At 48.5% G+C, this 24718-nt stretch carries 18 protein-coding genes and 1 CRISPR repeat array; of the genes, 11 read left to right on the top strand and 7 right to left on the bottom strand.

Annotated elements, in window-relative coordinates; genetic code table 11:
* The first annotated feature begins 8 nt into the window (after positions 1-8).
* The 7 genes from cas10d to cas2 all read left to right on the top strand — a co-directional run bounded on the left by cas10d (position 9) and on the right by cas2 (position 7792).
* Positions 9-3035 carry a type I-D CRISPR-associated protein Cas10d/Csc3 gene (cas10d, locus tag NEA10_RS18795; RefSeq protein WP_252662868.1) on the top strand — a complete coding sequence of 1009 codons (3027 nt, stop codon included), beginning with the start codon at positions 9-11 and terminating at the stop codon, positions 3033-3035.
* A 69-nt stretch (positions 3036-3104) separates the two neighbouring features.
* Positions 3105-4100 carry a type I-D CRISPR-associated protein Cas7/Csc2 gene (gene cas7d, locus NEA10_RS18790; RefSeq protein ID WP_252662867.1) on the top strand — a complete coding sequence of 332 codons (996 nt, stop codon included), beginning with the start codon at positions 3105-3107 and terminating at the stop codon, positions 4098-4100.
* Between the two features lie 66 nt (positions 4101-4166).
* A complete protein-coding gene (cas5d, locus tag NEA10_RS18785) occupies positions 4167-4988 on the top strand; it encodes a type I-D CRISPR-associated protein Cas5/Csc1 (protein WP_309494413.1) in 822 nt (273 codons plus the stop codon).
* A gap of 39 nt (positions 4989-5027) precedes the next feature.
* Complete coding sequence (gene cas6 / locus NEA10_RS18780) at positions 5028-5855, top strand: CRISPR system precrRNA processing endoribonuclease RAMP protein Cas6 (RefSeq protein WP_252662866.1); 828 nt, start codon at positions 5028-5030, stop codon at positions 5853-5855.
* Between the two features lie 37 nt (positions 5856-5892).
* Positions 5893-6468 carry a CRISPR-associated protein Cas4 gene (gene cas4, locus NEA10_RS18775; protein ID WP_252662865.1) on the top strand — a complete coding sequence of 192 codons (576 nt, stop codon included), beginning with the start codon at positions 5893-5895 and terminating at the stop codon, positions 6466-6468.
* A 38-nt stretch (positions 6469-6506) separates the two neighbouring features.
* Positions 6507-7481 (top strand): type I-D CRISPR-associated endonuclease Cas1d, encoded by a 975-nt coding sequence (gene cas1d, locus NEA10_RS18770; protein ID WP_252662864.1) that lies wholly within the window; start codon positions 6507-6509, stop codon positions 7479-7481.
* Positions 7482-7492: 11 nt separating this feature from the next.
* Positions 7493-7792: a CRISPR-associated endonuclease Cas2 gene (gene cas2, locus NEA10_RS18765; RefSeq protein ID WP_508506410.1), complete on the top strand. Its 300-nt coding sequence runs from the start codon at positions 7493-7495 to the stop codon at positions 7790-7792.
* 202 nt (positions 7793-7994) lie between these two features.
* A CRISPR array of direct repeats spans positions 7995-15177; the repeat unit is 37 nt; unit sequence CTTTCAAACCTCTAAATCCTGGCGACGGGATTGAAAC.
* 357 nt (positions 15178-15534) lie between these two features.
* Here the strand turns inward: cas2 and NEA10_RS18760 are convergent.
* Positions 15535-16134, bottom strand: a complete 600-nt coding sequence (locus NEA10_RS18760) for a class II aldolase/adducin family protein (protein ID WP_252662862.1) — start codon at positions 16132-16134, stop codon at positions 15535-15537.
* Positions 16135-16243: 109 nt separating this feature from the next.
* Here NEA10_RS18760 and rpmI point away from each other — a divergent pair, with 109 nt between their 5' ends.
* From rpmI to NEA10_RS18740, 4 genes are all read left to right on the top strand, one after another.
* The gene (gene rpmI / locus NEA10_RS18755; protein ID WP_252662861.1) at positions 16244-16444 is read left to right on the top strand and encodes a 50S ribosomal protein L35; all 201 of its coding nucleotides are present in this window, start codon (positions 16244-16246) and stop codon (positions 16442-16444) included.
* A 21-nt stretch (positions 16445-16465) separates the two neighbouring features.
* Positions 16466-16816 (top strand): 50S ribosomal protein L20, encoded by a 351-nt coding sequence (rplT, locus tag NEA10_RS18750; protein WP_252662860.1) that lies wholly within the window; start codon positions 16466-16468, stop codon positions 16814-16816.
* Positions 16817-16827: 11 nt separating this feature from the next.
* Complete coding sequence (locus NEA10_RS18745; RefSeq protein WP_252662859.1) at positions 16828-17688, top strand: transporter substrate-binding domain-containing protein; 861 nt, start codon at positions 16828-16830, stop codon at positions 17686-17688.
* A gap of 63 nt (positions 17689-17751) precedes the next feature.
* Positions 17752-18294 carry a tetratricopeptide repeat protein gene (locus tag NEA10_RS18740; protein WP_252662858.1) on the top strand — a complete coding sequence of 181 codons (543 nt, stop codon included), beginning with the start codon at positions 17752-17754 and terminating at the stop codon, positions 18292-18294.
* A gap of 34 nt (positions 18295-18328) precedes the next feature.
* Here NEA10_RS18740 and NEA10_RS18735 read toward each other — a convergent pair whose 3' ends face one another.
* The 6 genes from NEA10_RS18735 to NEA10_RS18710 form a co-directional block, all read right to left on the bottom strand.
* Entirely contained in the window at positions 18329-18988 is a 660-nt protein-coding gene (locus NEA10_RS18735; RefSeq protein WP_252662857.1) for a hypothetical protein, read from the bottom strand.
* Positions 18985-19341 (bottom strand): hypothetical protein, encoded by a 357-nt coding sequence (locus tag NEA10_RS18730; protein WP_252662856.1) that lies wholly within the window; start codon positions 19339-19341, stop codon positions 18985-18987. Before NEA10_RS18730 ends, NEA10_RS18735 begins: the two co-directional genes overlap by 4 nt.
* Positions 19342-19377: 36 nt before the next feature.
* Positions 19378-20541: a glycosyltransferase gene (locus NEA10_RS18725; protein WP_252662855.1), complete on the bottom strand. Its 1164-nt coding sequence runs from the start codon at positions 20539-20541 to the stop codon at positions 19378-19380.
* Positions 20542-20733: 192 nt separating this feature from the next.
* Positions 20734-21735, bottom strand: a complete 1002-nt coding sequence (locus NEA10_RS18720) for a glycosyltransferase family protein (RefSeq protein WP_252662854.1) — start codon at positions 21733-21735, stop codon at positions 20734-20736.
* 114 nt (positions 21736-21849) lie between these two features.
* Entirely contained in the window at positions 21850-22716 is an 867-nt protein-coding gene (locus tag NEA10_RS18715; protein ID WP_252662853.1) for a sulfotransferase family protein, read from the bottom strand.
* Between the two features lie 31 nt (positions 22717-22747).
* Positions 22748-24706 (bottom strand): glycosyltransferase family protein, encoded by a 1959-nt coding sequence (locus NEA10_RS18710; RefSeq protein WP_252662852.1) that lies wholly within the window; start codon positions 24704-24706, stop codon positions 22748-22750.
* Positions 24707-24718 lie beyond the last annotated feature (12 nt).

Below are 24718 nucleotides of genomic sequence, written 5' to 3'. Positions count from 1 at the left end.
CCAATCCCATGACAACACTCTTACAAACCCTCCTGACCACCACCCTTCCCGCTGAGACTGACCCAATTTTGCAAGCCTACATTGCCCAGGTTGTTCCCGCCATGGAACGGGAATTTGGCGGCATTTCCGCCCAGGGAGGGTCAAGACGGCTTCATGAACACCAACTGCGGCAACAACTCAACGCCTCCCAGGTCAAGGACCCCGAGGCGATCGCCCGCATCCAAGAACAGGCCCAACGCTATAGTCGCCGCCCCGACCAAAACCTCTGTGTCCATTGTCTCAACGGCTTACTCATCGCCTGGAACCTCGCTGAAACCCTCTTCCGGCTCAACGACTCGGAAAAACGGGTTCTTTGTCTCGGTCAGACTCTCCATGACTACAACAAATACTGTCATGCCAATGGAGAGGGTGCGCCCAAAGCTCATGAAATTGCCGATATTCTCAATCTCTGTAGCGATTTGGGGGCAAAACTCCAGTTCCAGGAGTTCTGGCCCGATTGGCAATCCGCTCGGGTGGCTGTGGCCTTTCTTGCCCAAAATACCCAGTTTAAATGTGCAACTAATCCTCATCTGCGGGAGTGGCAAGAGTATGGAGACCTCTACCTCGATTCACGACGGTTATGGCAATTGCGGGATCTGTCAGCCATTGGCGACATTACCGTTCACATGAAGGATCCCGCTGATGTGGAAACGGAATCCTCAGGACAACGGTTGCAAGAGCATTTAAGAGGGTTAGGGAGTCCCCTAAGATTTCGCTATCACCGCCTACGGGATACCATCGGCATTCTAACTAACGCTATCCATAATACGGTCATGACCTTTGCCCGTAAGCAAGATTGGCAACCGGTGGCATTTTTCGCCCAGGGGGTGATCTATCTCTGCCCCAAGAACGCTGAAGTTCCGGAGCGAGAATCCCTGAAAACCTATCTCTGGGATGAAATACGGAAACTTCTCGCGGACAATATGTTTCAAGGGGATATTGGTTTTAAACGGGACGGAAAGGGGGTGAAAGTAGCGCCCCAAGCCCTAGAATTGATTCCTCCGGCGGAGTTAATCCGGGGGCTGCCTCTGGTGGTGTTCGCGAAGGTGCAAAATGCCAAGGTTCCAGCAACGCCCAAGCGGTTAGCGAAATTGCAACAACGGGGTGATCTCAGTGAGGCGGAGTGGTTAGAGATTAAGGCCTACAGTGATTTACGGGCGGACCGTTTGGCTGAGTTTCTCTTGTTTGTGCAGCGGCAGTTTTTTGCGGCCATTCCCGAGTTTGTCCCTTGGGTGATTGACTATTGGGGACTGGCTGGGGTGTTAACGCCGGATCAGGTTGAGATTGTGCTGGGGGGAGTCAATTATGGCTGGTATCGCCTAGCGGCCCATGTTCTGGCCCGTCATTCCGGTTGGGATGATGACCAGCTACAGGCCCAGTTGCAGGAGTTGGCTGAGGCGATTGTGGACTGGGGAGAACGGGGCGATCGCCTCCCTCCCTATGAAAGTCCCACGCAGCAGGTGTTTGACCGCTATCTGGACAGCTATTTAGACCTCTCGGGTTGGGACAGTTATTTGGGCGATTTTTCCCAGGAATTAGACCGCTACAGTGAGGCGAAAACTCGTCAAGGCAAACAGCCTATTTGTACCTTAAGTTCCGGGGAGTTTCCCTCGGAAGATCAGTTGGATTCGGTGGTTCTTTTTAAGCCACAGCAATATAGTAATAAAAATGCCTTGGGAGGACGACAGATTAAACGGGGAATTTCCAAGATTTGGGCATTAGAAATGTTGCTCCGGCAAGCCCGTTGGTCAGCCAGTGCAGGACGTTTTGAGGAGGAAAAGCCAGTTTTCCTCTATCTGTTTCCCGCCTATGTCTATTCTCCCCAAACGATTAGGGCAATTCGCGTGTTTTGTCAAGATGTTGTCCAAACTCTTAATCTTTGGAAAGTCAATGAGGCTTGGATTAAGAATTGTTTACCGGAAACATCGGGAGAAGAATCGGGGCTTTTAAGGGTTCTTTATCACTTAAATTGGCTTCCTGAGGAGTCGGAAGCGGGACGTTTTGCCAAGTCGCCTGAATCCCGTCGTTATGATAGCGGAGATTTAACTTTTGTTGCCACGTTAATCACCAAAGTGGTCAAGAAGAAAACCTTAACCGAAGCTTGGGTGGTTCCGTTATTTTTGTCCTTAGCCTTACCACGATTATTAGGAGTTCGCGTCACCGCGAGTAGTAGTCATGTGCCACTCTATGGGAGCGATCGCGATTTTCTGGGGGCGGCTCAAATTGACGGGGCTGGGGGATTTTGGGATTTGTTATCTGCATCCGTGACGGAGTCTCAGGGTTGCATCCGCATCCAAGAAATTGACCCCTTGCTAACGCGGCTTTTGATTGTCTATAGCTTACATTTAGATAGTCGGAGTAGTCCGCCAGATCCCCGTTGGCAAGATTTAAAAAATACCGTTCGGGAGGTGATGAGTGATGTTTTAAATGTGTTTGTTTTAGCGGATGCAGGCTTGCGGGCAAAGGGCCGAGATGCCAACCCCGCAGAAGCACGCCGATATTGGTTTTTTGCTCAACAACTTGCTCAGGATAATGGACTCATGACAGAAAAACTCTCAGTTACAAAAGAGTTGGTCACTCGATACCGCCGCTTTTATCAAGTCCGATTAACGGATTCGAGTCATGCGATTCTTTTACCGTTGACGAAGGTGCTGGGGGCAATTTTAGCGATTCCTCCCCACCTAGAACGGGATGATATCATTCAGCAAGCGGCGGGACAACTGAAAGATGCCATCGACCGTCAACCGGCTTATACTCGCCCCCTTTTGTTGGATAAGTCTCTGGATTATCAGGTTCGATTTCAACAGGAGTTGGAAGCGGTTTTGGAGTTTACCACCTTTTGCGTTGAGGAACTCTTTGAGCGTCACTATAAAGGCGATCGCGCTCTTTTACAAGAAAACCGCAACCGCATTAAATCTGGGGCGGAATTCGCTTACCGAATTTTGACTCTGGAGGAACAGGATGAGACCCAAGATAGGGGCAAGAAACGGTCATAATCTCAGTGTTTTCGGGCAACCCCAAGGGATTGCCCCGACGTTGTACATTACCAATTACCCAAACGAATCATGTTAGACCATCTCAAACAACACTTTGTCAAAGAATTTCCTCGGGTGGCTTCGGGTCACTATATCCATCTCTTTGTTCTCCGTCACAGCCAATCTTTTCCAGTGTTTCAAACCGACGGGGTTCTGAATACGGCTCGCACCCAAGCGGGACTCAGCAAACATCGTGATACGTTCAACCGTTTGGTGATGTTTAAACGGAAACAGACGACCCCTGAACGGCTCACGGGTCGAGAACTGTTACGGACTTTTGACATTACCAGTCAAGCGGAAGATGCGGAAAATTACTGTGCCTATAATGGTGAAAATTCTTGTAAACAATGTCCCGATTGTATTCTCTACGGATTTGCCATTGGCGATAGTGGTGCGGAACGGTCGAAAGTCTATTCGGATTCAGCCTTTTCTCTGACTCCCTATGAAACCTCTCACCAAAGTATGACGTTCAACGCGCCTTCAGAAGCGGGGGCGATGAGCGAGGGGGGTGTGATGCGTCACTCCATCAATGAACAGGATCATGTCATTCCTGAAATCACGTTTCCGGTGGTTGAAACCTTGCGGGATGTGACCTATGAGGGGTTTATCTATTTATTAGGAAATCTCTTGCGGACTCGGCGTTATGGTGCTCAGGAGTCTCGGACGGGAACCATGACGAATCACCTGGTGGGAATTGCTTTTTGTGATGGGGAAGTCTTCAGTAATTTACGGTTGACTCAAGCGCTTTATGACCAGTTGGAGAATCCAGGGCAGATTCCAGGAATTGATGAGTTGAAGTCATTGGCTGAAACCACTGTCAGGGAGTTGTTGGCTGAGGAACCGGTGCGTCAAACTCAGGTTTTGTTTGGAGATGAATTAGCACAAGCTATGAAATATGTCAAGGGTTTATATCAAGATGATGAGGCGATCGCGGCGATTCTAACAAGCCTCAATCAGCAGACGCATCACTATGCACAAACTCATGGAGCCAAAGCCAAACCCACTCAGAAAAAAGGCAAGAAATAACGGCTGATGTTCTAAGTTAACCTCAGCCCCATTTTTGGGGCTGAGGCTGGGTTGTGGGCAAACCGAATGGGAACTCCCGCAACGGATTTTCAAGTCTCGCTTACGGTTTTAATGATGATGCTATATTCTTGCCTTCTGACCCTTCATGACAATGTGTTTTTTGCCTCACGGGAGATGGGGTTATTATTTGAAACGGAGAAGTTTTTTCACAATTGGGGGCTGAGTTATGCTCTATTTTCTGGGAGAGAACTGCCACAAATGTATCGACTGACTGGAGAGGCGGCTCAGCGACCCAGTTACTTTCATCCAACGGCAGAAAACCGCCTGGAGGTGTTAAGCGACCTGGACATTTATGTGTTTCCGGCTCAACCGTTGCAATGGTCCTATCAAATCAATACCTTTAAGGCGGCTCAGACGACCTATTACGGGAAATCGAAGCAATTTGGGGAGAAGGGGGCTGACCGCAATTATCCCATTAACTATGGTCGGGCTAAAGAGTTGGCGGTGGGAAGTCGCTTTCGCACTTATATTCTGGCCCCGGAAACGGTGGTGATTCCCCGTTGGATTCGTTTGGGGAAATGGGCCGCCAAAGTGCAGGTTGAGGTGGAGGCAATTCCGTCTGAATGTCAAACGATTGATTGTGGGGACTATTGTTGTGACCACCCCCTGAACCCGTTAGATTTACCCCCCGAAACAAGGGTGCATCTTTATGACCGGGTGGTGATGCCTCCGGCGAGTCTGTTGCGGCGATCGCAATTATCGGGGGAGTATCTGGCACTGCGGGGGCCAGCCTGGGACCTCTGGCGACAGGACCGGGAACTGCCTAGAACACTCAATCTACCCTATGGTTCTCGTTATGGGGCCAACTATCATGGCTCAACGTCCTAGAGATTGATGGTTGGGATTTATTGTTTACTGAGGTTCAAGATGACTGAAACGGCGTTACATCGAATTACGGTTGATTTTGTGTCCTGCGATCGCCAGACGCTTCCCGACTTGTTGGGGCGGGCGTTACATGCTCAGGTGATGCAATGGTTGCAGGTGGGGAACCCCGAGTTGGCTCGTCAGGTGCATGATGCGAATCTGACTCCTTTTAGTCTGTCGCCGTTACGGACGCGATCGCCACGGCTGCGAGCGGGCGATCGGGTTCATCTGAGCATCGGCATCTTACAGGGTGAGCTATTACAACCGTTATTTGCGGGACTCTGTTCTGGGGAACAACAGGTCTGTTCCTGGGCGGATTTGACCTTTAAACTCGAGCGGGTGAATGCGATTCCTGGGAGTGATCCTCGGGTTCAGGCTAGCAGTTATGAAGCTCTAGCCGCTCAAGATGGGTTAGGAACGGATGTGGAACTACGGTTTCACTCTCCCATGAGTTTTAAGCAACAGCAGGGGATTCAGATGTTCCCGTTACCGGAGTTAGTCTTTGACGGTTTGCGGCGACGTTGGAACTATTTTGCCCCAGAAGCGGTGCAAATTCCCGAGTTGGACTGGTCCGGTTGGGTGGCGGCTTATGACCTCAAAAGCCAAGCTTGGAAAGGACAGGGTGGGGTGGAAATTGGGGCCGTTGGTTGGGTGCGTTACCGCTTTGCCGATCCTTATATTCAGGACTATGCCAGTATTTTGGCGCGATTTGCTGAGTTTGCTGGGGTTGGACGTAAGACGGCTCAGGGATTTGGCTATACGGAACTGGTATTGAAACGGGGTCGGGGAACGGTGGGGCAAAAACCCCGGCCGAAATTGCAGCCGCAATGACCTGAGTTTGATGAGTTTGGAGTTAGGAGAAAGACAGATGGATGAGTATTTACCGTTAGCTTTTTTGAACGCTTGGGAGTATTGCCCTCGACGCTTTTATCTGGAATATGTGTTGGGGGAATTGCTGGACAATGAACATATTATTCTCGGTCGCCATTTGCACCGCCATATTGATGAGGTGAAGACGCGACAGGAGGGGGAGATAACGATTCACCAGCAGCAGTGGGTTTGGAGCGATCGCCTAGGGGTTAAGGGCATTATTGACGCGGTGGAGGAGCGCCCTGAGGGTCAGGTTCCTTTGGAATATAAGAAGGGTCGTATGGCGAAGCATTTGAATGATTTTTTTCAGCTTTGTGCAGCGGCGTTGTGTTTGGAAGAACGAACTGGGGGGGCGATCGCCTTTGGGGAGATTTTCTACCACGGGAATCGTCGCCGTCAACGGGTGGAGTTTACCCCGCAGTTGAGGGAGGCGACGGAGGGGGCGATCGCAGCAGCACGAGCGGCGGTGTATGAGCCAATGCCAGAGCCTCTAAGCCGACGGCAAAAATGCCGCGATTGCAGTTTGGAGAAGATTTGTTTACCGAGGGAAGTCCGTTATTTGCGTAGTTTGTGAGTGTATTGTTTGAGTTGTTTTGTTTTGGAGCTAAGACCATGAGTGTTTTATATATTACCCAGCCTGATGCTATTTTGAGTAAGAAGTATGAGGCGTTTCGGGTGGGATTGAAGCAGGATGATCAGAGTTGGGTCTATCAACAAATTCCGGCACAAACCGTCGAGCAGGTCGTGTTGATGGGGAATCCGGGGATTACGGGAGATGCTCTCACCTATGCCTTGGAGCTAGGGTTATCGGTTCATTATTTAACCCGGTTTGGCAAGTATTTGGGGTCAGCCTTACCGGGACACTCTCGCAATGGTCAGTTACGCTTGGCCCAGTATCGGGCTTATTGTGATGAGAAGCAGCGTTTGGCGATTGTCCAGGAGATTGTGACCGGAAAAATTCACAATCAATACGGATTGTTGTATCGTCGGGGGGTGAAGGAGAATCCTCTGAAAAGTCGGAAAGCTGCGGTGGCGAAACAGGCTGATATCAATGCCACCCGAGGGATTGAGGGATTAGCCGCGCGGGAGTATTTTGGCTGTTGGTCCGATCTGTTGAAGTCTCCTTGGACATTTACTGGTCGCCATCGTCCAGCGACTGATCCGGTGAATGCGTTATTGAATTTTGCCTATGGGTTGTTACGGGTACAGGTGACGGCGGCGGTGCATCTGGCGGGGTTAGATCCCTATGTGGGCTATTTGCATGAAACCACTCGGGGACAGCCGGCGATGGTGTTCGATTTGATGGAGGAGTTTCGGCCGTTGGTGGCGGATAGTTTGGTGTTGTCGGTGGTGAATTTGGGAGAGTTGCAGTTGTCGGATTTTGAGGAGAGTTTGGGAACCTATCGGTTGTCGGATGGGGGGCGGCGGTGTTTTTTGGAGGCGTTTGAGCGTAAAATGATGGATGAGTTTAAGCATCCGCTGTTTGGCTATCGCTGTACTTATCGGCGGGCGATCGAGTTACAGGCTCGGTTGTTTGCGCGTCATTTACAGGAGGGCGTGTCGTATCGACCGTTAGTGCGGCGATGAGTGAGTCTGTGATGCGACGAGATACGTTATTTTATTTGATGGTTTACGATTTGCCTGACAATCGCGCGGCGAATAAGCGACGCAAGCGACTGCATGATTTGCTGTCGGGGTATGGGACTCGGGTGCAGTATAGTGTGTTTGAGTGTTTTCTGACGGCTGTCCAGTTTGCCCGTTTGCGAGTGAGGCTGGATGAGTTGATTCAGCCGGAGGAGGATTGTTTGAGGATTTATGTGTTGGATCGGGGTTCGGTGAAGCGAACGGTTGTTTATGGGTCTGACCGGCCTCGTCAAGTGTCGGCGATCGTTCTATGATGAGAGGAGAGGTTTGGCGAACTTCAGCGGGGTTGTAATCCCTGGGGGGTTCGTCAAATCGTCAGAACCTCGACAATTCAATAGTTTCGGCTTTTGCGTTTTGTAGTATTTTGTAGTACGTTTGGTCAGATTCTGGGTTATGGTGTGGGTTCGTCAAATTCTATGGCAGAATGCAGGTGGGGCGGGTGTTGTGAGCCACAGGCTTTCAAACCTCTAAATCCTGGCGACGGGATTGAAACGAGCAGGAACACAACCAGGACAACCACCACTACTCTTTCAAACCTCTAAATCCTGGCGACGGGATTGAAACGCGGGGTTTTGCGGGCTTATATGTCTGCGCGCAACTCTTTCAAACCTCTAAATCCTGGCGACGGGATTGAAACGGAAAGAGTCAATGGGTCGTGCTCGTTTGATGCCCCACTTTCAAACCTCTAAATCCTGGCGACGGGATTGAAACTTTAATGTCCCCATTACGTGAGGAATTAACTCTCGCTTTCAAACCTCTAAATCCTGGCGACGGGATTGAAACTTCCCGATGATAGGATTTTTGCTCTTGGGGGGCGCGGCTTTCAAACCTCTAAATCCTGGCGACGGGATTGAAACCTTTATCCCGAGTGGTGCAATGGCTGGGGCTTGGCCTTTCAAACCTCTAAATCCTGGCGACGGGATTGAAACTGTCGATTGCCGTTCCCGTAATCGGCTCAAAATTACTCTTTCAAACCTCTAAATCCTGGCGACGGGATTGAAACTGAGAAAGCACTCGCTACCTTGTTGAAAGCTCACGTCTTTCAAACCTCTAAATCCTGGCGACGGGATTGAAACTTGCCATCAATCAGCTCGCACAGAACGCAGCTATTCTTTCAAACCTCTAAATCCTGGCGACGGGATTGAAACTTTATGCCGAATGTCAACCGAAGTTGACAAAACACTTTCAAACCTCTAAATCCTGGCGACGGGATTGAAACTCTGTAGCTCTATAAAGCCTATGGTAAATTTAATGGTACTTTCAAACCTCTAAATCCTGGCGACGGGATTGAAACCAACAATCGGCTTCGACGAATCTGGCGCACCCGTCTTTCAAACCTCTAAATCCTGGCGACGGGATTGAAACCTTAAATCCTTGCTGAAAAGGATTACAGATTTGCCTTTCAAACCTCTAAATCCTGGCGACGGGATTGAAACATAGCACTCCATCTTCAACAAGAAATCGCCTACACTTTCAAACCTCTAAATCCTGGCGACGGGATTGAAACTTCGACGGGGTACGGCGGCGTTGGGTAAATCGCTATCTTTCAAACCTCTAAATCCTGGCGACGGGATTGAAACAAAGCTTTTGATGTACATCCTCTCAAGGGAGTCTTGCGCTTTCAAACCTCTAAATCCTGGCGACGGGATTGAAACATTTTCTCTTCTTCGTACCCCTCCTTCTCGAAGCGGCTTTCAAACCTCTAAATCCTGGCGACGGGATTGAAACATGTCCATTGATGGCGGCGATAAAGCGGACAGCTTCCTTTCAAACCTCTAAATCCTGGCGACGGGATTGAAACTCCAGATTACTATCTAGTACAAAGAATACAGTCATCTTTCAAACCTCTAAATCCTGGCGACGGGATTGAAACTTCATGTAAGATTCTAGGTGTTTGACCCGCTCTTTCTTTCAAACCTCTAAATCCTGGCGACGGGATTGAAACAAATCTTTTTTTCTGATAAATCGGGCGGCACTTTTTACCTTTCAAACCTCTAAATCCTGGCGACGGGATTGAAACTTGCATATATATTGATTCTCGCAGGCGCTAATACAGCTTTCAAACCTCTAAATCCTGGCGACGGGATTGAAACTTTCGAGGAAGAATGGTTTGAGCGAGCCGCCGTCGCCTTTCAAACCTCTAAATCCTGGCGACGGGATTGAAACGTGCAATTCAAGAAGCGTGGCAATTGCCCCCAGTTCTCTTTCAAACCTCTAAATCCTGGCGACGGGATTGAAACTTTCTAGGTCCAGTCTTGCCTCCACTCAAGCTACAAACTTTCAAACCTCTAAATCCTGGCGACGGGATTGAAACTATATAAGAGGATAGGAGAAAATGATGGGGGGCTGCGACTTTCAAACCTCTAAATCCTGGCGACGGGATTGAAACTCGATCCAATTTGGGTTGCCGGCGAAACCGCCGAAATCCTTTCAAACCTCTAAATCCTGGCGACGGGATTGAAACATCCCAGGCGCTGTTGACCAGGTTTGTAGTCCTCTACTTTCAAACCTCTAAATCCTGGCGACGGGATTGAAACCTTACCCATGACTAAAATCGCTCCAGAGTCTTTGTTCTTTCAAACCTCTAAATCCTGGCGACGGGATTGAAACTTTTCCTTCTTCCATTCGGCTTAACACCTCTATATCTTTCAAACCTCTAAATCCTGGCGACGGGATTGAAACTAGAGCGCATCACAAGCGTTTCGCTGATTATTCAAGCCTTTCAAACCTCTAAATCCTGGCGACGGGATTGAAACAGCAGACGCTCACACTATGTCCTAGATGTGCCGCTACTTTCAAACCTCTAAATCCTGGCGACGGGATTGAAACTGGCACAATTAGTAGTCGCCTTGACAGCTCTTCTAGTCCTTTCAAACCTCTAAATCCTGGCGACGGGATTGAAACAGTCCCAAAACTGCCTACAAGAAGCTATCTCCACGCTTTCAAACCTCTAAATCCTGGCGACGGGATTGAAACAAGAACTATGGATTGCGTGCTAGAGATGGACGAACCCTCCTTTCAAACCTCTAAATCCTGGCGACGGGATTGAAACAATTAAATGTCCTTGCCTAATTAGCCTCCTTAGTGCTTTCAAACCTCTAAATCCTGGCGACGGGATTGAAACAAGGAACACATTCTTGTAAATCCTCATCGAAAACTTTCAAACCTCTAAATCCTGGCGACGGGATTGAAACTTACATTATGTCGACAAAGGATTTGAAAATCTTGACTTTCAAACCTCTAAATCCTGGCGACGGGATTGAAACAAACTTGTATTGAACCAGGCAGGGTCGCTCCTCCTCCTTTCAAACCTCTAAATCCTGGCGACGGGATTGAAACTCCCTCGGAAATAGCCGCAATTCCTCCCTCGGTCCCTTTCAAACCTCTAAATCCTGGCGACGGGATTGAAACGATTCTATGACACACTCACGACAGGAGGTAGCTCTAGCTTTCAAACCTCTAAATCCTGGCGACGGGATTGAAACTATCATCGCAGAACCACCTTAACCGCACGCTAAACTTTCAAACCTCTAAATCCTGGCGACGGGATTGAAACGCGCGGGTTTGCCCCCTTTTATTTTGCTTCGGAATGAGGGGCTTTCAAACCTCTAAATCCTGGCGACGGGATTGAAACTGGAGTACGTCTCTTAATTGCTCTAACTTCCGACTTTCAAACCTCTAAATCCTGGCGACGGGATTGAAACGCCAAAATTTCCCGAACCGACCGGCTATCTTCAAACTTTCAAACCTCTAAATCCTGGCGACGGGATTGAAACAGGGCGAACGTTATCAAGGCCCCGAGGGTGAGGGTCACTTTCAAACCTCTAAATCCTGGCGACGGGATTGAAACTTCAATGTCCCCATTACGTGAGGAATCAACTCCCGCTTTCAAACCTCTAAATCCTGGCGACGGGATTGAAACGCCAGTTCAGGGGGAAACCCCCAAGGAGGAAATGACTTTCAAACCTCTAAATCCTGGCGACGGGATTGAAACTTTTGATGTTTCGTCCTCGTTGATGTTTTAGGTTTCAATCTTTCAAACCTCTAAATCCTGGCGACGGGATTGAAACGCCAAACTGATTTCTATGGCCTTGCCGAGAATTACCCTTTCAAACCTCTAAATCCTGGCGACGGGATTGAAACAATCCCAGGGCTTTAACTTTGGGGAAAGCATTCACTTTCAAACCTCTAAATCCTGGCGACGGGATTGAAACAATTCGGAATCTTGGCCGTCGGAATAAACTTCCACTTTCAAACCTCTAAATCCTGGCGACGGGATTGAAACCAAAAGCGACGCCAGGCTTCCCGGTCATGTTATTTCTTTCAAACCTCTAAATCCTGGCGACGGGATTGAAACCGAGATAATTGGGAAATGTTAAGGCGAATTTACCCTTTCAAACCTCTAAATCCTGGCGACGGGATTGAAACGGATTTCATTTCCACCAACCCAATGGCGGCATTGCCTTTCAAACCTCTAAATCCTGGCGACGGGATTGAAACAGGAATCATAGCCGGTTCCTCCCATAAATGTAAAAGCTTTCAAACCTCTAAATCCTGGCGACGGGATTGAAACACAGATATTGAAGTAGAAATAACAGAGTATTTGTGATCTTTCAAACCTCTAAATCCTGGCGACGGGATTGAAACAGCGGGAAAAAGGGAACGAAAGCTACGGCTTTATTCTTTCAAACCTCTAAATCCTGGCGACGGGATTGAAACAGAGGTGCGAGGGGCAAATGCAAAAACAAATGCAGTCTTTCAAACCTCTAAATCCTGGCGACGGGATTGAAACACGGACTTTTTCGCTGTCTCTGGGGGTAACTGCATTTCTTTCAAACCTCTAAATCCTGGCGACGGGATTGAAACGTGCTCCGGCGCAATCCCACTTCTGCCACCCCAGCTTTCAAACCTCTAAATCCTGGCGACGGGATTGAAACGGTGGCCCGGAGCCAAAGGCGATCGCCCGAGCGCCCCTTTCAAACCTCTAAATCCTGGCGACGGGATTGAAACATGCTCTTACCCTCCCATCTCGAATTGATAAAATCCGCTTTCAAACCTCTAAATCCTGGCGACGGGATTGAAACCATCGGAGCTTGGGCAAGCGAGAAACGATAGCGAGCAACTTTCAAACCTCTAAATCCTGGCGACGGGATTGAAACTAAAATATCTTCTTAAAAAAAATACATCTGCTGCTCTTTCAAACCTCTAAATCCTGGCGACGGGATTGAAACGCAAAGATTAACTGGGAACCCCCAAAAGAGTTTCATCTTTCAAACCTCTAAATCCTGGCGACGGGATTGAAACATTTAGGTTTTGCATTTGGTAGTCCTCCAGGATTTGCTTTCAAACCTCTAAATCCTGGCGACGGGATTGAAACAAGGGGCGATCGCCAGAAATGGAGCAGCCTCAACTTTCAAACCTCTAAATCCTGGCGACGGGATTGAAACAGGAGCCTCAGACTCAACGGCTTCCTCCCAGTCGAAGCTTTCAAACCTCTAAATCCTGGCGACGGGATTGAAACCCTAAATCCTTGCCGATCGCCCCAACCCAGACACCAACTTTCAAACCTCTAAATCCTGGCGACGGGATTGAAACGTAGAATGGAAAGCATCAACCACGAGAACCAACAGCCCTTTCAAACCTCTAAATCCTGGCGACGGGATTGAAACCAAAGCTGATAACTCTCAGCTTCTCGCAACTGGGCTCTTTCAAACCTCTAAATCCTGGCGACGGGATTGAAACGCGTCAATCCACGATCGGTACCCCGTCCCGCCCGTGAACTTTCAAACCTCTAAATCCTGGCGACGGGATTGAAACTCAACCCTTTCCAGGTTGATAGTGAGCAATCCATCGCTTTCAAACCTCTAAATCCTGGCGACGGGATTGAAACATTATACAAAGCCCAGAGCCCCGACTTAGAAAGGACTTTCAAACCTCTAAATCCTGGCGACGGGATTGAAACTCTCTCATTATCACAGAGCGGTTGGCGTCTTCGACTTTCAAACCTCTAAATCCTGGCGACGGGATTGAAACGAGTCCACGCTTTATCCTGACGCGATCGCCCTTATGACTTTCAAACCTCTAAATCCTGGCGACGGGATTGAAACTCTCCGACTCGAATTGATTGGACTGCGATCGCCAGACTTTCAAACCTCTAAATCCTGGCGACGGGATTGAAACTAATAAATGCAGTTAGTTAATGAGGTTAAGCCATGCACTTTCAAACCTCTAAATCCTGGCGACGGGATTGAAACGAACCCATGACAGGCAAGGGTTTCGGCAATGCCCCCTTTCAAACCTCTAAATCCTGGCGACGGGATTGAAACCCTAAATCCTTGCCGATCGCCCCAACCCAGACACCCTTTCAAACCTCTAAATCCTGGCGACGGGATTGAAACGGAATCCCTGAATCGCTGCCATCGCTTGGGCACTTCTTTCAAACCTCTAAATCCTGGCGACGGGATTGAAACCCAGCCATACCTTCCAGGAATATCCCAGCCAACTTTCAAACCTCTAAATCCTGGCGACGGGATTGAAACAAGCCGGAAATCAGGGCTAATCAGGATTTCTCTTTCTTTCAAACCTCTAAATCCTGGCGACGGGATTGAAACAACGGAGAGGCCGCCCCGTTGCTCTTGGAAATGGCCGCCCTTTCAAACCTCTAAATCCTGGCGACGGGATTGAAACAGCGCCGCACATGGCGGCTACTGCTGGGCCCAGCTCGGCTTTCAAACCTCTAAATCCTGGCGACGGGATTGAAACGATTAAGCACCAAGTCGCTCCCACTTTGGCTTTCCTCTTTCAAACCTCTAAATCCTGGCGACGGGATTGAAACGTGGTGCTAAGATAAGCTTATATCGATTCGACCACCACTCTTTCAAACCTCTAAATCCTGGCGACGGGATTGAAACTTGGCTCGGTCTGCTGGCTCCTGGTCTGTTGTGTCCTTTCAAACCTCTAAATCCTGGCGACGGGATTGAAACGTAATAGTGAATGTTCGGGTCGCGATCGCTCTCCGTCTTTCAAACCTCTAAATCCTGGCGACGGGATTGAAACGATTGAATATCAGCAAAAAGTTGTCGCCGGGAAGACTTTCAAACCTCTAAATCCTGGCGACGGGATTGAAACATCGTGCCAAGGAGGCTAACCTCGGAGTATGGGGACTTTCAAACCTCTAAATCCTGGCGACGGGATTGAAACTGGAGACAGGAGCCTCCAACACACGCCCCCGCTGCTCCTTCTTTCAAACCTCTAAATCCTGGCGACGGGATTGAAACTGGAGTCACCTCGGCCGCCATTGGCAAGTGGCTCAACTTTCAAACCTCTAAATCCTGGCGACGGGATTGAAACCTGATGAAGTTGGCCCGTTTCCGGGTTTATCCAACTTTCAAACCTCTAAATCCTGGCGACGGGATTGAAACCTCGTACTCAGTTCGGATATTGTTTCCTAAGAACACTTTCAAACCTCTAAATCCTGGCGACGGGATTGAAACATGAAAGAGAAGCGGCACAGGAGCCCGGTATTACACTTTCAAACCTCTAAATCCTGGCGACGGGATTGAAACCCTCATCAATTGCTGATAATGGGAATCCTGCTGCGGACTTTCAAACCTCTAAATCCTGGCGACGGGATTGAAATAGAAACACAGTTAATCTCGAAAAAGTGATCATAATTTTCAGATTTCAAACCTCTAAATCCTGGAGCTTCTGGATCTAGAGTGAAATTTGTTGCCTGGCATACAAAACTGTAGGGGCGAAAAATTTCTCCTCCTGGGAAGGGTTGGGGTGGATTATGCCCCTACAGCAACGGACGCAATCTACCATAAATTCCCCTTACTACCTTGAACCCAGAAGACCGGGACTAAATAACAAGTTACAGCCAATTAAACAGAAAGCTTATGGGTTGTGTCCTTTTGGCAGCTTTAAACCGAGGAATCAGCTTGGTATAACGTTTCAAGATTGATTTTACATCTTCAGTTCAGAAGAACCAACGAGACTAACCCTTAAACCACCGCAATAACACTGCTCCCGCTTCATCTAAACTCTCCCCAAAACTGATCACCCCATCCTCATGACCCGCCATCGCCAAAATACGCACCTGCGCCAAGTGCTCCTCCTCAAATAAGCGAAACATCTCCTCCGCCATTTGCGGCGTGCCATAGGGAACCTCAGCCCCCGTTGTGGGAACCCGATGCAGGAGCCTCCGCCAAAATTGCCCATGGTGAACATGGAAAATCCCCCGAACCTCAGGACAACGTTGATAAATCGCTCCATGGGTCAGAGATTCTGACGAAGCCTGCACGGGGCCACAACAGCGGAGACGATTCGCCCCCAAGTCAAACTCACACACCCGCGTGTACTGGTTCGCCTCTAAATGAGGGAGATGTCCTGTTTGCGTTCCCGAAATGACAAACCCATCCCCATCCCCAAGCCGTTGGCTGACATTCCCGAAGCCAATCCCATTCTCATAGGCCCCAATCAGTCCTAACCCATAGAGACGATCGCGCCACAGCATCAACCCCCCCAACACCTCCTCAGACAAGGGTTCCCCTCGTTCCCAAACCCCCTCATACTTAATCACACCCTCATCCAACATCCCTTTACCCTCCCAATTGGTCCTGATTCATCATCACCTATTGGCAGCCTATTGCCTAGAGAGGGGCGATCGCGATATGATGAGATGCTGTGTCAAAATTTCTGCAATTATGCCGAAACTCAAAACCCGCAAAGCCGCCGCCAAGCGGTTTAAACTCTCTGGCAGTGGTAAAAAAATTATGCGCCGTAAAGCGTTCAAAAACCACTTGCTGCAACACAAAAGCAGTAAACGCAAACGCAACCTCAGCAACAAAGCGGTCGTCAATGAGCGTGACGCTGACAACGTGCGCGAAATGCTCCCTTATTTGTAAACCCATCCCAGAATCTAACCCATGGCTCGAGTTAAACGGGGTAACGTCGCCCGCAAACGGCGTAAAAAAATCTTAAAGCTGGCCAAAGGCTTCCGGGGATCTCACTCCCGCAACTTCCGCACCGCGAACCAGCAGGTGATGAAGGCCCTACGCAACGCCTATCGCGATCGCCGTCGTCGTAAACGCGATTTCCGTCGCCTCTGGATTACCCGCATCAACGCTGCTGCCCGCATCAATGGAACCTCCTACTCTCGTCTCACCGGAGACTTGAAAAAAGCTGACATCCAACTCAACCGGAAAATGTTAGCCCAATTGGCGGTTCTCGATGCAGAGGGTTTCGCCAAAGTCGTGGCCGCTGCCAAAAGCGTCTAGACTCCCCTTCCATGATGCAACGTCCCCTGACGTTCCCCAACGGACACCATCGACGACTTGCGCGTCTCGGGATACGTTTGAGTCTCCTGCTGGGACTGACCCTGATCGAGGCGCGTCCGTTTGTGGGACCCCAGTTTGTGGGCCCCTGGGGACAATCGGCCCTAGCCGCACCCCTGTCGGAGATTCAGCGGCGGGGTTATTTAATTGTAGGCGTGAAGGACAATCTGCGCCCCCTGGGGTTTGAAGATGAAGCGGGAGAGTTACAGGGCTTTGAAATCGAAATCGCCCGTCGCCTCGCTGAAACCCTCCTCGGGGATACGGACGCGATTCAACTTCGGCCCGTCGCCAATCGCGATCGCCTTCCCTGGCTTCTCGCCAATGAAGTGGATTTGGTGATTGCCCAAGTTAGTCAGACCCCAGGGCGATCGCGCCTGGTCAGTTTTAGCCCCCCCTATTACATCGACGGAACGGCACTCATCACCCGTCAACCCGAGATTCGTCGTCTGGCTGACTTACGCCAACGCCGAGTCGCCGTCCTCTATCAATCAAGTGCGATCGCCGTCCTCCGCTACCAAATCCCCAACCTGGAGTTAGTCGGCGTCGAGAGTTATCAAGAGGCCTACCAAAAACTCGAAGCCGGAACCGTCGCCGCCTTCGCCGGAGATATCAGCGTTCTCAGCGGCTGGCAACAAACCCATCCCGCCTATTCCCTCCTGGGCGATCGCCTCTCCTCCGCCCCCCTGTCCGTGATGATGCCCAAGGGGTTACAATATGAACCCTTGCGTCAGTCCGTCAACGGGGCAATCGTCCGTTGGCAACAAGAGGGCTGGCTAGAGGACCGCGCCAGAGAGTGGGGATTATCGGCCCCATAACCCCTTATACTATCATTAAAGTGACTGTAAAACTGTAGTTTTAAACCCTTCTTTTCCCGTATTATGGATAGTAATCTAGCCCTGTTTTATCTAGCCACATTAGTGGGTTTATTAGCCGTCGCCGCTTGGTTTGTAATTCGGCAAACTCTACGAACTCGGCGTATGGAGAAAACCCTCTCCACCCTACAAAACCGAGTTCGCAGCAAAGATGCAACAGCCCAAGACTTCTACGAACTGGGGGGAGTTCTTCTGGATAAAAAACTCTATTCCCAAGCCATTCTGCAACTGCAAAAAGCCCTCAAAGCTAAAGACCTCAAAGAAGACGAAAACAAAGCCCTCGTCTATAACGCCCTCGGCTTTGCCTACGCAGCTCAAGAGCAATACGACCTAGCCATCCGTCAATACAAAGAAGCCCTAAAACTGACCCCAGATTACACCACCGCCTGGAGCAATCTCGGCTTCTCCTATGAAAAAAAAGGACTCGACGCCCCCGCTTTAGAAGCCTATCAAGAAGTCCTACAACGAGATGCCAACAACGCCGTTGCCAAAAAGCGCAGCGAATCTCTACAGAAGCGCCTCCCCGCCCCCTCTGGCAGCAACAGCTAGCCGACCCATCCTAGGGGTGAACAACAGTTCGCCCTTAGTTTGAGCCATTAACCAACTCAAGCACTTGCGTATAAAACTGACGATTGCGCTCCCGATATTCTTCCAAAATTTCAGGATAACGGGGACAATCTTCCAGATAATCCTGCCAATGTTCTATAGAACATTGGAACCATTTCCTAGAAAAATGTTGGTATAAGGTCTTACCAAACATAGAGACTTTATAGTGTTTGGGTCGCCAGCGTTCTACAGGATAAATCCCCGGACGGTGCTTTAAGCCAAAAAACTTACTACTAAAGGGAAACGCTAACACCTTACGCCCTAACAAGGTTCCCCAATAAGCCCCATGGAAGGAACTGGTCAAAATGGTCTCACCTGAGCCTAGAAAATCGAGAACAGCGCGAAAATCAACTTCTTTATTTGTGAAGGTCGGTAATCCTTTAATGTTGAGGCGAAACTTTTTATGAGAAAAGACCACCACCTCATGTTTTGGAGAACGAGGACGGTCAAATTCCGGGTGCATACAACTGGCACAGGGAACCCAGGGTAACCCCACATCATAATCCCGGATACCCACTAAATCCACACCATCGAGATAGGGACAGCAATTCTCATTTTGACCCGCATCCTGTCCAAGATGCCCAATCTTGAACGAAAGAATGCGGCTTTCAATAATCCTTATTGAGACGATTCTCAATAAGCTGGGGCAAAATTTCCATAATGAGAATTGCTGAGATAGGGAGCATAATCAAAATTGCGCCAAGACTGAGAGGGGTCATGATAAGACTGCTGTCCCACCCCCCAAAGAATGACCCGTCCCGAGGGGTTCCGTTGTCGCAGCTGTTGCAAATTCTTGAGGAATCGAGGAAACAACAAACCCCCACCTCCGATAATCGCATCAGAAGTCCCCAGAGAGGGCTGCAACAATTCGTCGATATCCCTGATTTCACTCCGACAGCCAGGAATATCAAAATAACTCAGCGGCGAGGATACAAAGTCGCCAATGTTCACAGAATGCCGAACATGATAATTGATAATATCAGCCACCATGCCTCCCACGCCTCATGATGAGTCTACACATGTTTCCTAATCTGACTCCTTAAAGTAGTCACCGACCGCTAGCTGAATCTCTTTCATAAACTGCTCAACAGAAAAGAGAGCCTGCCGTTGCTTGAGAGACTCCAGCAAACTCTCCTGTTTTTCTCTATTTTCTAGAACTGCGATAATCTTTTCAACAGCATCAGGTTGTCGGTGATAGAGCAACTCCTGGTGCTGGTTCCCTAAAATTTCCACCTGTCCCCCCTTATTCCGGACAAAGGGAATCATCCCAGCCTTGAGCATTTCTGCTACTGAAATCCCAAAAGGTTCCGGTTTGTGATGTAGCCCATAGCGACAACGGGCCAAAACCTTCAGATAGTCTTTATAGGGTAAATCTTGATAAACTTGAATCCAATCTGAGTTCTGAGCCGCAATTTTCTTAATACGCCGTTCATAAGACTGTTGATAGGCTCCACCACCGCCACCGGTAATATGTAGCTTAACATCAAAACCGCGATCGCGTACCTTTTGCAGAATCTCAATAACCTGATGAGGCTGTTTAGGCTCAACAATCCGACCGCTACAGAGGAAAGCATCGTCCTTTTGCTCCCAAGGAATTGCATCAATCTCCGTCACAACGGGGGGATAGACAACCCGTGACTCAATGCCATAGGCTTCCTTGACTCTTTTGGCCGTGTACTCTGAGTTAGCTAGAGTGACATTTTTTTGCAAGTTCTCCAGAGAAAAATCAGAAATTTTCATGAGAATAGCTCCCCAGCGCCTCATTTTTTTGGGGTTTGGTTCCACAACATACACCCAATGCAAATATTGAAGACCCTGCCGTCCCATATCGAGACCGTTATAGGTTGATAACACCAGATCATAGTCTCGGGTCAACTCTTTAAAAACTCGTACTGACCAGTGAATTAATCCCGAGCGGACTGTACGACTGTTGGCAATCAAAAACCTAGTTGACTCACTATTTAACAGAGATGGGAGTAACGGTTTTACAGTGATGGTTTGTTGAGATAGATGCGTGTTATAAAGAATATCAAGGCGTTCTAAATCGATAGACTGTAAGGTAAAGAGGGTTATATCATAGTAGGGAGCCAAGGCCTCTAGAATCCAGAGACTGACAGCCTCTGCTCCCCCTCCCATAAAATAAGGCTGCCAAATGGCAATGGTTTTGAGTGTTAGCCGGGATTGATTCATCGTGTAACCAGAATCATGAGGGGGACAGAGCAATACACCAAAGGTCGCACCAGCCAGTTAGGTTACGGCTTCCTTTGGTGTACTATTTAAAGATTGACTCGGCTTTGACTAGACTGAGCTTGAAAAAGTCAGCGACGGCCGACCCGCAAATTATAGCCTGATTATCAAGGGATGACAAGATGTCGTCTGTCCTTAAATCCAGTATTCCAATTTGAGATCATAATATCCTGCTTGTTCTTGAGGGGCCTCACCTCGTTCAATGCGTTCAATGATGTTCGGTAGATTTTCAATAAATTCCGGACTACGCTGCGTGGGATGTAAGGTCCAAGCTTGCGGATGTGCCAGAGTAGCACGCACACAATTGACTGTCTTCAATTTCCGGGAAACAATGACCTCCCAGGAGTCTAATTGACCACGACCCGTCCAATTGTGAACCTGGGTGAGGACGCGAGGGGGTAAATTAGACAGCCATTTTCGTTTAAAGCGCATCCACAAGACAGACATAGGGAGGAGCTGTTCAAACTTGCTGCGCTTCAGCAGAAAGGCTCGGCTACTGAAAAAGGTAAACTTATAAAATCCTTCTGAATCATAGTCATAGGCTTGAGTCTGATGAAAAACGTGTTCATTAGGAATGGGAAATCCTGTAAAGGGACGAACAAACATCACTTCATCCCGACGATTAAGAAGGTCCATCCCTAACTCAATCCAATTGAAGTCAGGCTCCTGATGAAGTAGCATATCACTATCAAAGTGAACAATGTAATCCCCTGGAACTTTGTCAATGGCGAAAATTGAACCGAGTATTGGATAGCCCTTATAGTTATGAGTGGGGCGAATGTCAGCAATACCAAAATGCTTTTTATAAATTTGCCGGCGATACTCCTCAGAGTAGTCCATCTCAATCACTTCATCCATGATGTCATCATCGATGAGCTTCTGACAACAGGTTCTTAAGTCGTCTAAGGTTCCCACCCCAGGACGACTCACTTTGTCGCCGGATAGGGGAGCCGTATCCATAACCAAGACCCGTTTAAAAAAGGGAAAGTTACAACTGCGCACGAGGTGGGGAATGGTGTGCATCATGAATGGTAAATCGGTACGAGCTACCATAATGGAAAGGGAACAGGTTTCTGTTTGTACGCCGGATGACGTAGAAAGGGTTGGGTTGGTGTCGATGACTTGAGATTTATTCATGATTAGACCTTGATGAGGGTTGCAATAAGGGCAGTTTTCTGAAAAGCTGATGCACGAGTCATAGAGTTTATACGTGAATGCTCCTGACTTTGTCGGATAACGGTTAAGACTCAGTTATGGGTCGGGAACACTGGAGGTACAGAAATTGCAGAGACGGTTATAGGTAGACTTGTAGATGGCATCAGCTTCTGCTTGAATCTCTTCGTGTAAATGAACCTGGGAGTTTTGTTTATCACGGATAATTGTGCCAGATTTGATTTTTTCATGAGAATCTCCCACTCCTTTTTGTCCTGTTGTCTTCATGAGTTTATAATTTTCTGAAAAGCTGAAATCTGTCCCTAGAAAGGTTTGAAACTGGTTTAGTACGGTTGTAGTGTGGTCTAAAAGTTGGTCATAGGTTAACCATAGGCTTCGCTCCTTATCATGGATGAGTTCTGCATAGCGTCCCAAGGCCAACAGGCGATTTTTGTAATAACAGAATTGTTCATGATAGTTTAGGTGAGGTTTTAACTTTTGCAAGCTTGCCAAGGTAGCAGTTGGTTCGCGAATTAGGAAAATGACTGAAACCTGAGACTGGTTTAAAAGAGACTCGTCTGGGAGTAAGGTATTGTGAAGGACCTTATCTAAGACATAGTGATGTGTCATTTTTAGATGCTTCAAATCTCTCAGTTTTCGAAATTCGTGACATTGCCAATACACTCTTGCAATGAGCTTTTTGATATCTTGAGGAGCTTGGTAGGTGATATGAGTTTCACCGTATCCAAGAATGGCAGGGTTTTCATTGAGAATATGGGTCAGTAATGATGAGCCAGACCGCATATGGCTCAGGACTAGAAGGACTCGCAGGGGGTGCGATCGCCCCCAAATTTGGTAGGGATTATCGTGATGATAAATACGTTGATGAAAGTAGGTCTGAATCACGTGATTCTTCTGGCGACGAATTTGCTCTTTCACGGCTGGATACAAAGGTAAGTAAATCATTAAAGGTAGAGAAAAGAGGCATTAATACAATTCAGTTGGGAACAAACAGTTCCAAGGTGTCATGAGTATTTGAAATCAAGGTTGACCAAGCCATTGTGTAGGTTCCATATTCACTGGTGAAAACCTCTAATTGTTCGCCTTCCGACGTGATTGAGAGTAGGGCACAAGGAGGTAACCGGACTCCGGAAACGGGGTGATGTCTGGACCAGGCTTGACTTGAGGGATTTTTCACTGCAACATGAACAATTTGACTATCCTCAAATTCTTGATTTTTTAGTAACATCCAGAGAGGATATTCAAACCAAATTCTTTCATTGGAAATCCCAATTTGATGACAGCTTAAGGCATCTAATTCAGATATTACAGATTGGTAAGGAATTTCAAAGCGAGGCTGACTTTTAAAATACTGTTCTAGGCGGGGTTTAGAAAAAATTGATGCCTCCCCTAGGATGGGCTTAAACTCATTTTCAAAAAGCCAAGGTTGGATTGAAAGCAGTAAAATTATGGCAATACAGCCTGTGATGATTGGGTTGAAAGTTTTAACCAAAACTCTAGCGATAATGGGCGTAAAGAGAACAAATATGGGTAAATGTAAGCGTGTACGCCAGGGAGACCAAGTCAATAGAGAAGAAATCATTAAAAAGCCAGCCACCAATGTTAGGGCATAGACTCCCAGTTCTCGTTGCCGGCGTAAATCAGGGCGGACTACGAGTAAAACCAGGACAAGACCAATTAAGATCAGATGTAGAGGGTTCCCACTGGTATCTTCATATTGAGAAATAGCGGGAACGTAAAAGCGACTTGATTTAGGACTTAATAAATCTGGATGATGAAGGTCTAACCCGAGCTGAGTATGGATAATGCTGACTGCTTTTTCGGTCAGCCCAGTCGTGGGAGTGATCCAGTTATCTAACTGCAATGTTCGAACCCAATCAGCATGAAGTGATAAATGTCTAAAAAAACTAGCAATCATCACGGGGAGGGAAAAAATATTGTTGGTTTCTGCGTTCACATCTACCCCTAAAAGTGAGCCACTTAGGGCTAGATTGCGTAAATAATGGCCAATATTTAGAGTTAGGGCGATCGCCATTGACAGAAACCCCAAGGGTACAAGGGAGCGCTGCCGTTGCCGAATTGTCCAAATGAGTAGAGCTAGACTGGGGGGAAAGGCATAAATATAACCCGTTCCCTTACTCAGAATCACCAGACCTAAACTAGCGCCGATATAGATCGCCGTAGACCGGGTTACCCCAGCCTGCACGATTAAAAGGCTGAAGTAGGTGAAACAGACCAACCACAGCGAAAGAACATAATCATTTTGAGTGCTTGCCGCCTGCAAAATGCCCATCGGGATCGTGGCACAGAGAACCACAGCCAGGAGTTGCCCTCGACGATCGCATCCTAGTTGTCGGGCAATCAGAGAAACGCCAACCAAGCTCATCACCATACTGCCCCATTGCACTGAGTTGGCAAAGTAATCCCCTCCACTCAGTAGCTGAAACTGAGTAATGGCAAATTCTGAGCCTGGGTTTTGATAGAGTTGCTTGAGGTTATGGGTGGGGTAATGGGCAACCGTCCCTTGTTGAATCCAATGCATGACGCGGCTCATGTGATAGCCCATCGAATCGGGGTTATTGGGGGCTGATGCGATCGCCAAAACTCCCGTGATAGCCACGATCCAAGCTACCCCAGCTAACAAAATGGACGGGAACAGGGGGAGTCGCCAACGCCAGGCCGGCCATTTCACGGCGAATCGCCCCCCATACCGCCAGACTACGAAGGTAGAGATTGCCATAACCCCAAACCAGGCCAAGCTCACCCCTAAAGGGGTTAAGAGTTGTAAGCCGCTCAGGAGTTCGGTGATGACCGCTAAGGTCACACCCCAAATCACCATCGCTCGCAGTAATGCCTCCCGCCAAGGATGGTGATGGTAGCGGTGCAGGATGAGGAAGAAACTCCCCCAGGCAAGGATAGGTAGGAGGATGAGCATGACAAAGGTAAA

The sequence above is a fragment of the Phormidium yuhuli AB48 genome (assembly GCF_023983615.1).
GTDB classification, from domain to species: Bacteria; Cyanobacteriota; Cyanobacteriia; order Cyanobacteriales; family Geitlerinemataceae; genus Sodalinema; species Sodalinema yuhuli.
Note: the sequence above shows the minus strand (reverse complement) of the source record. Positions and strands in the feature narration are given on the sequence as shown.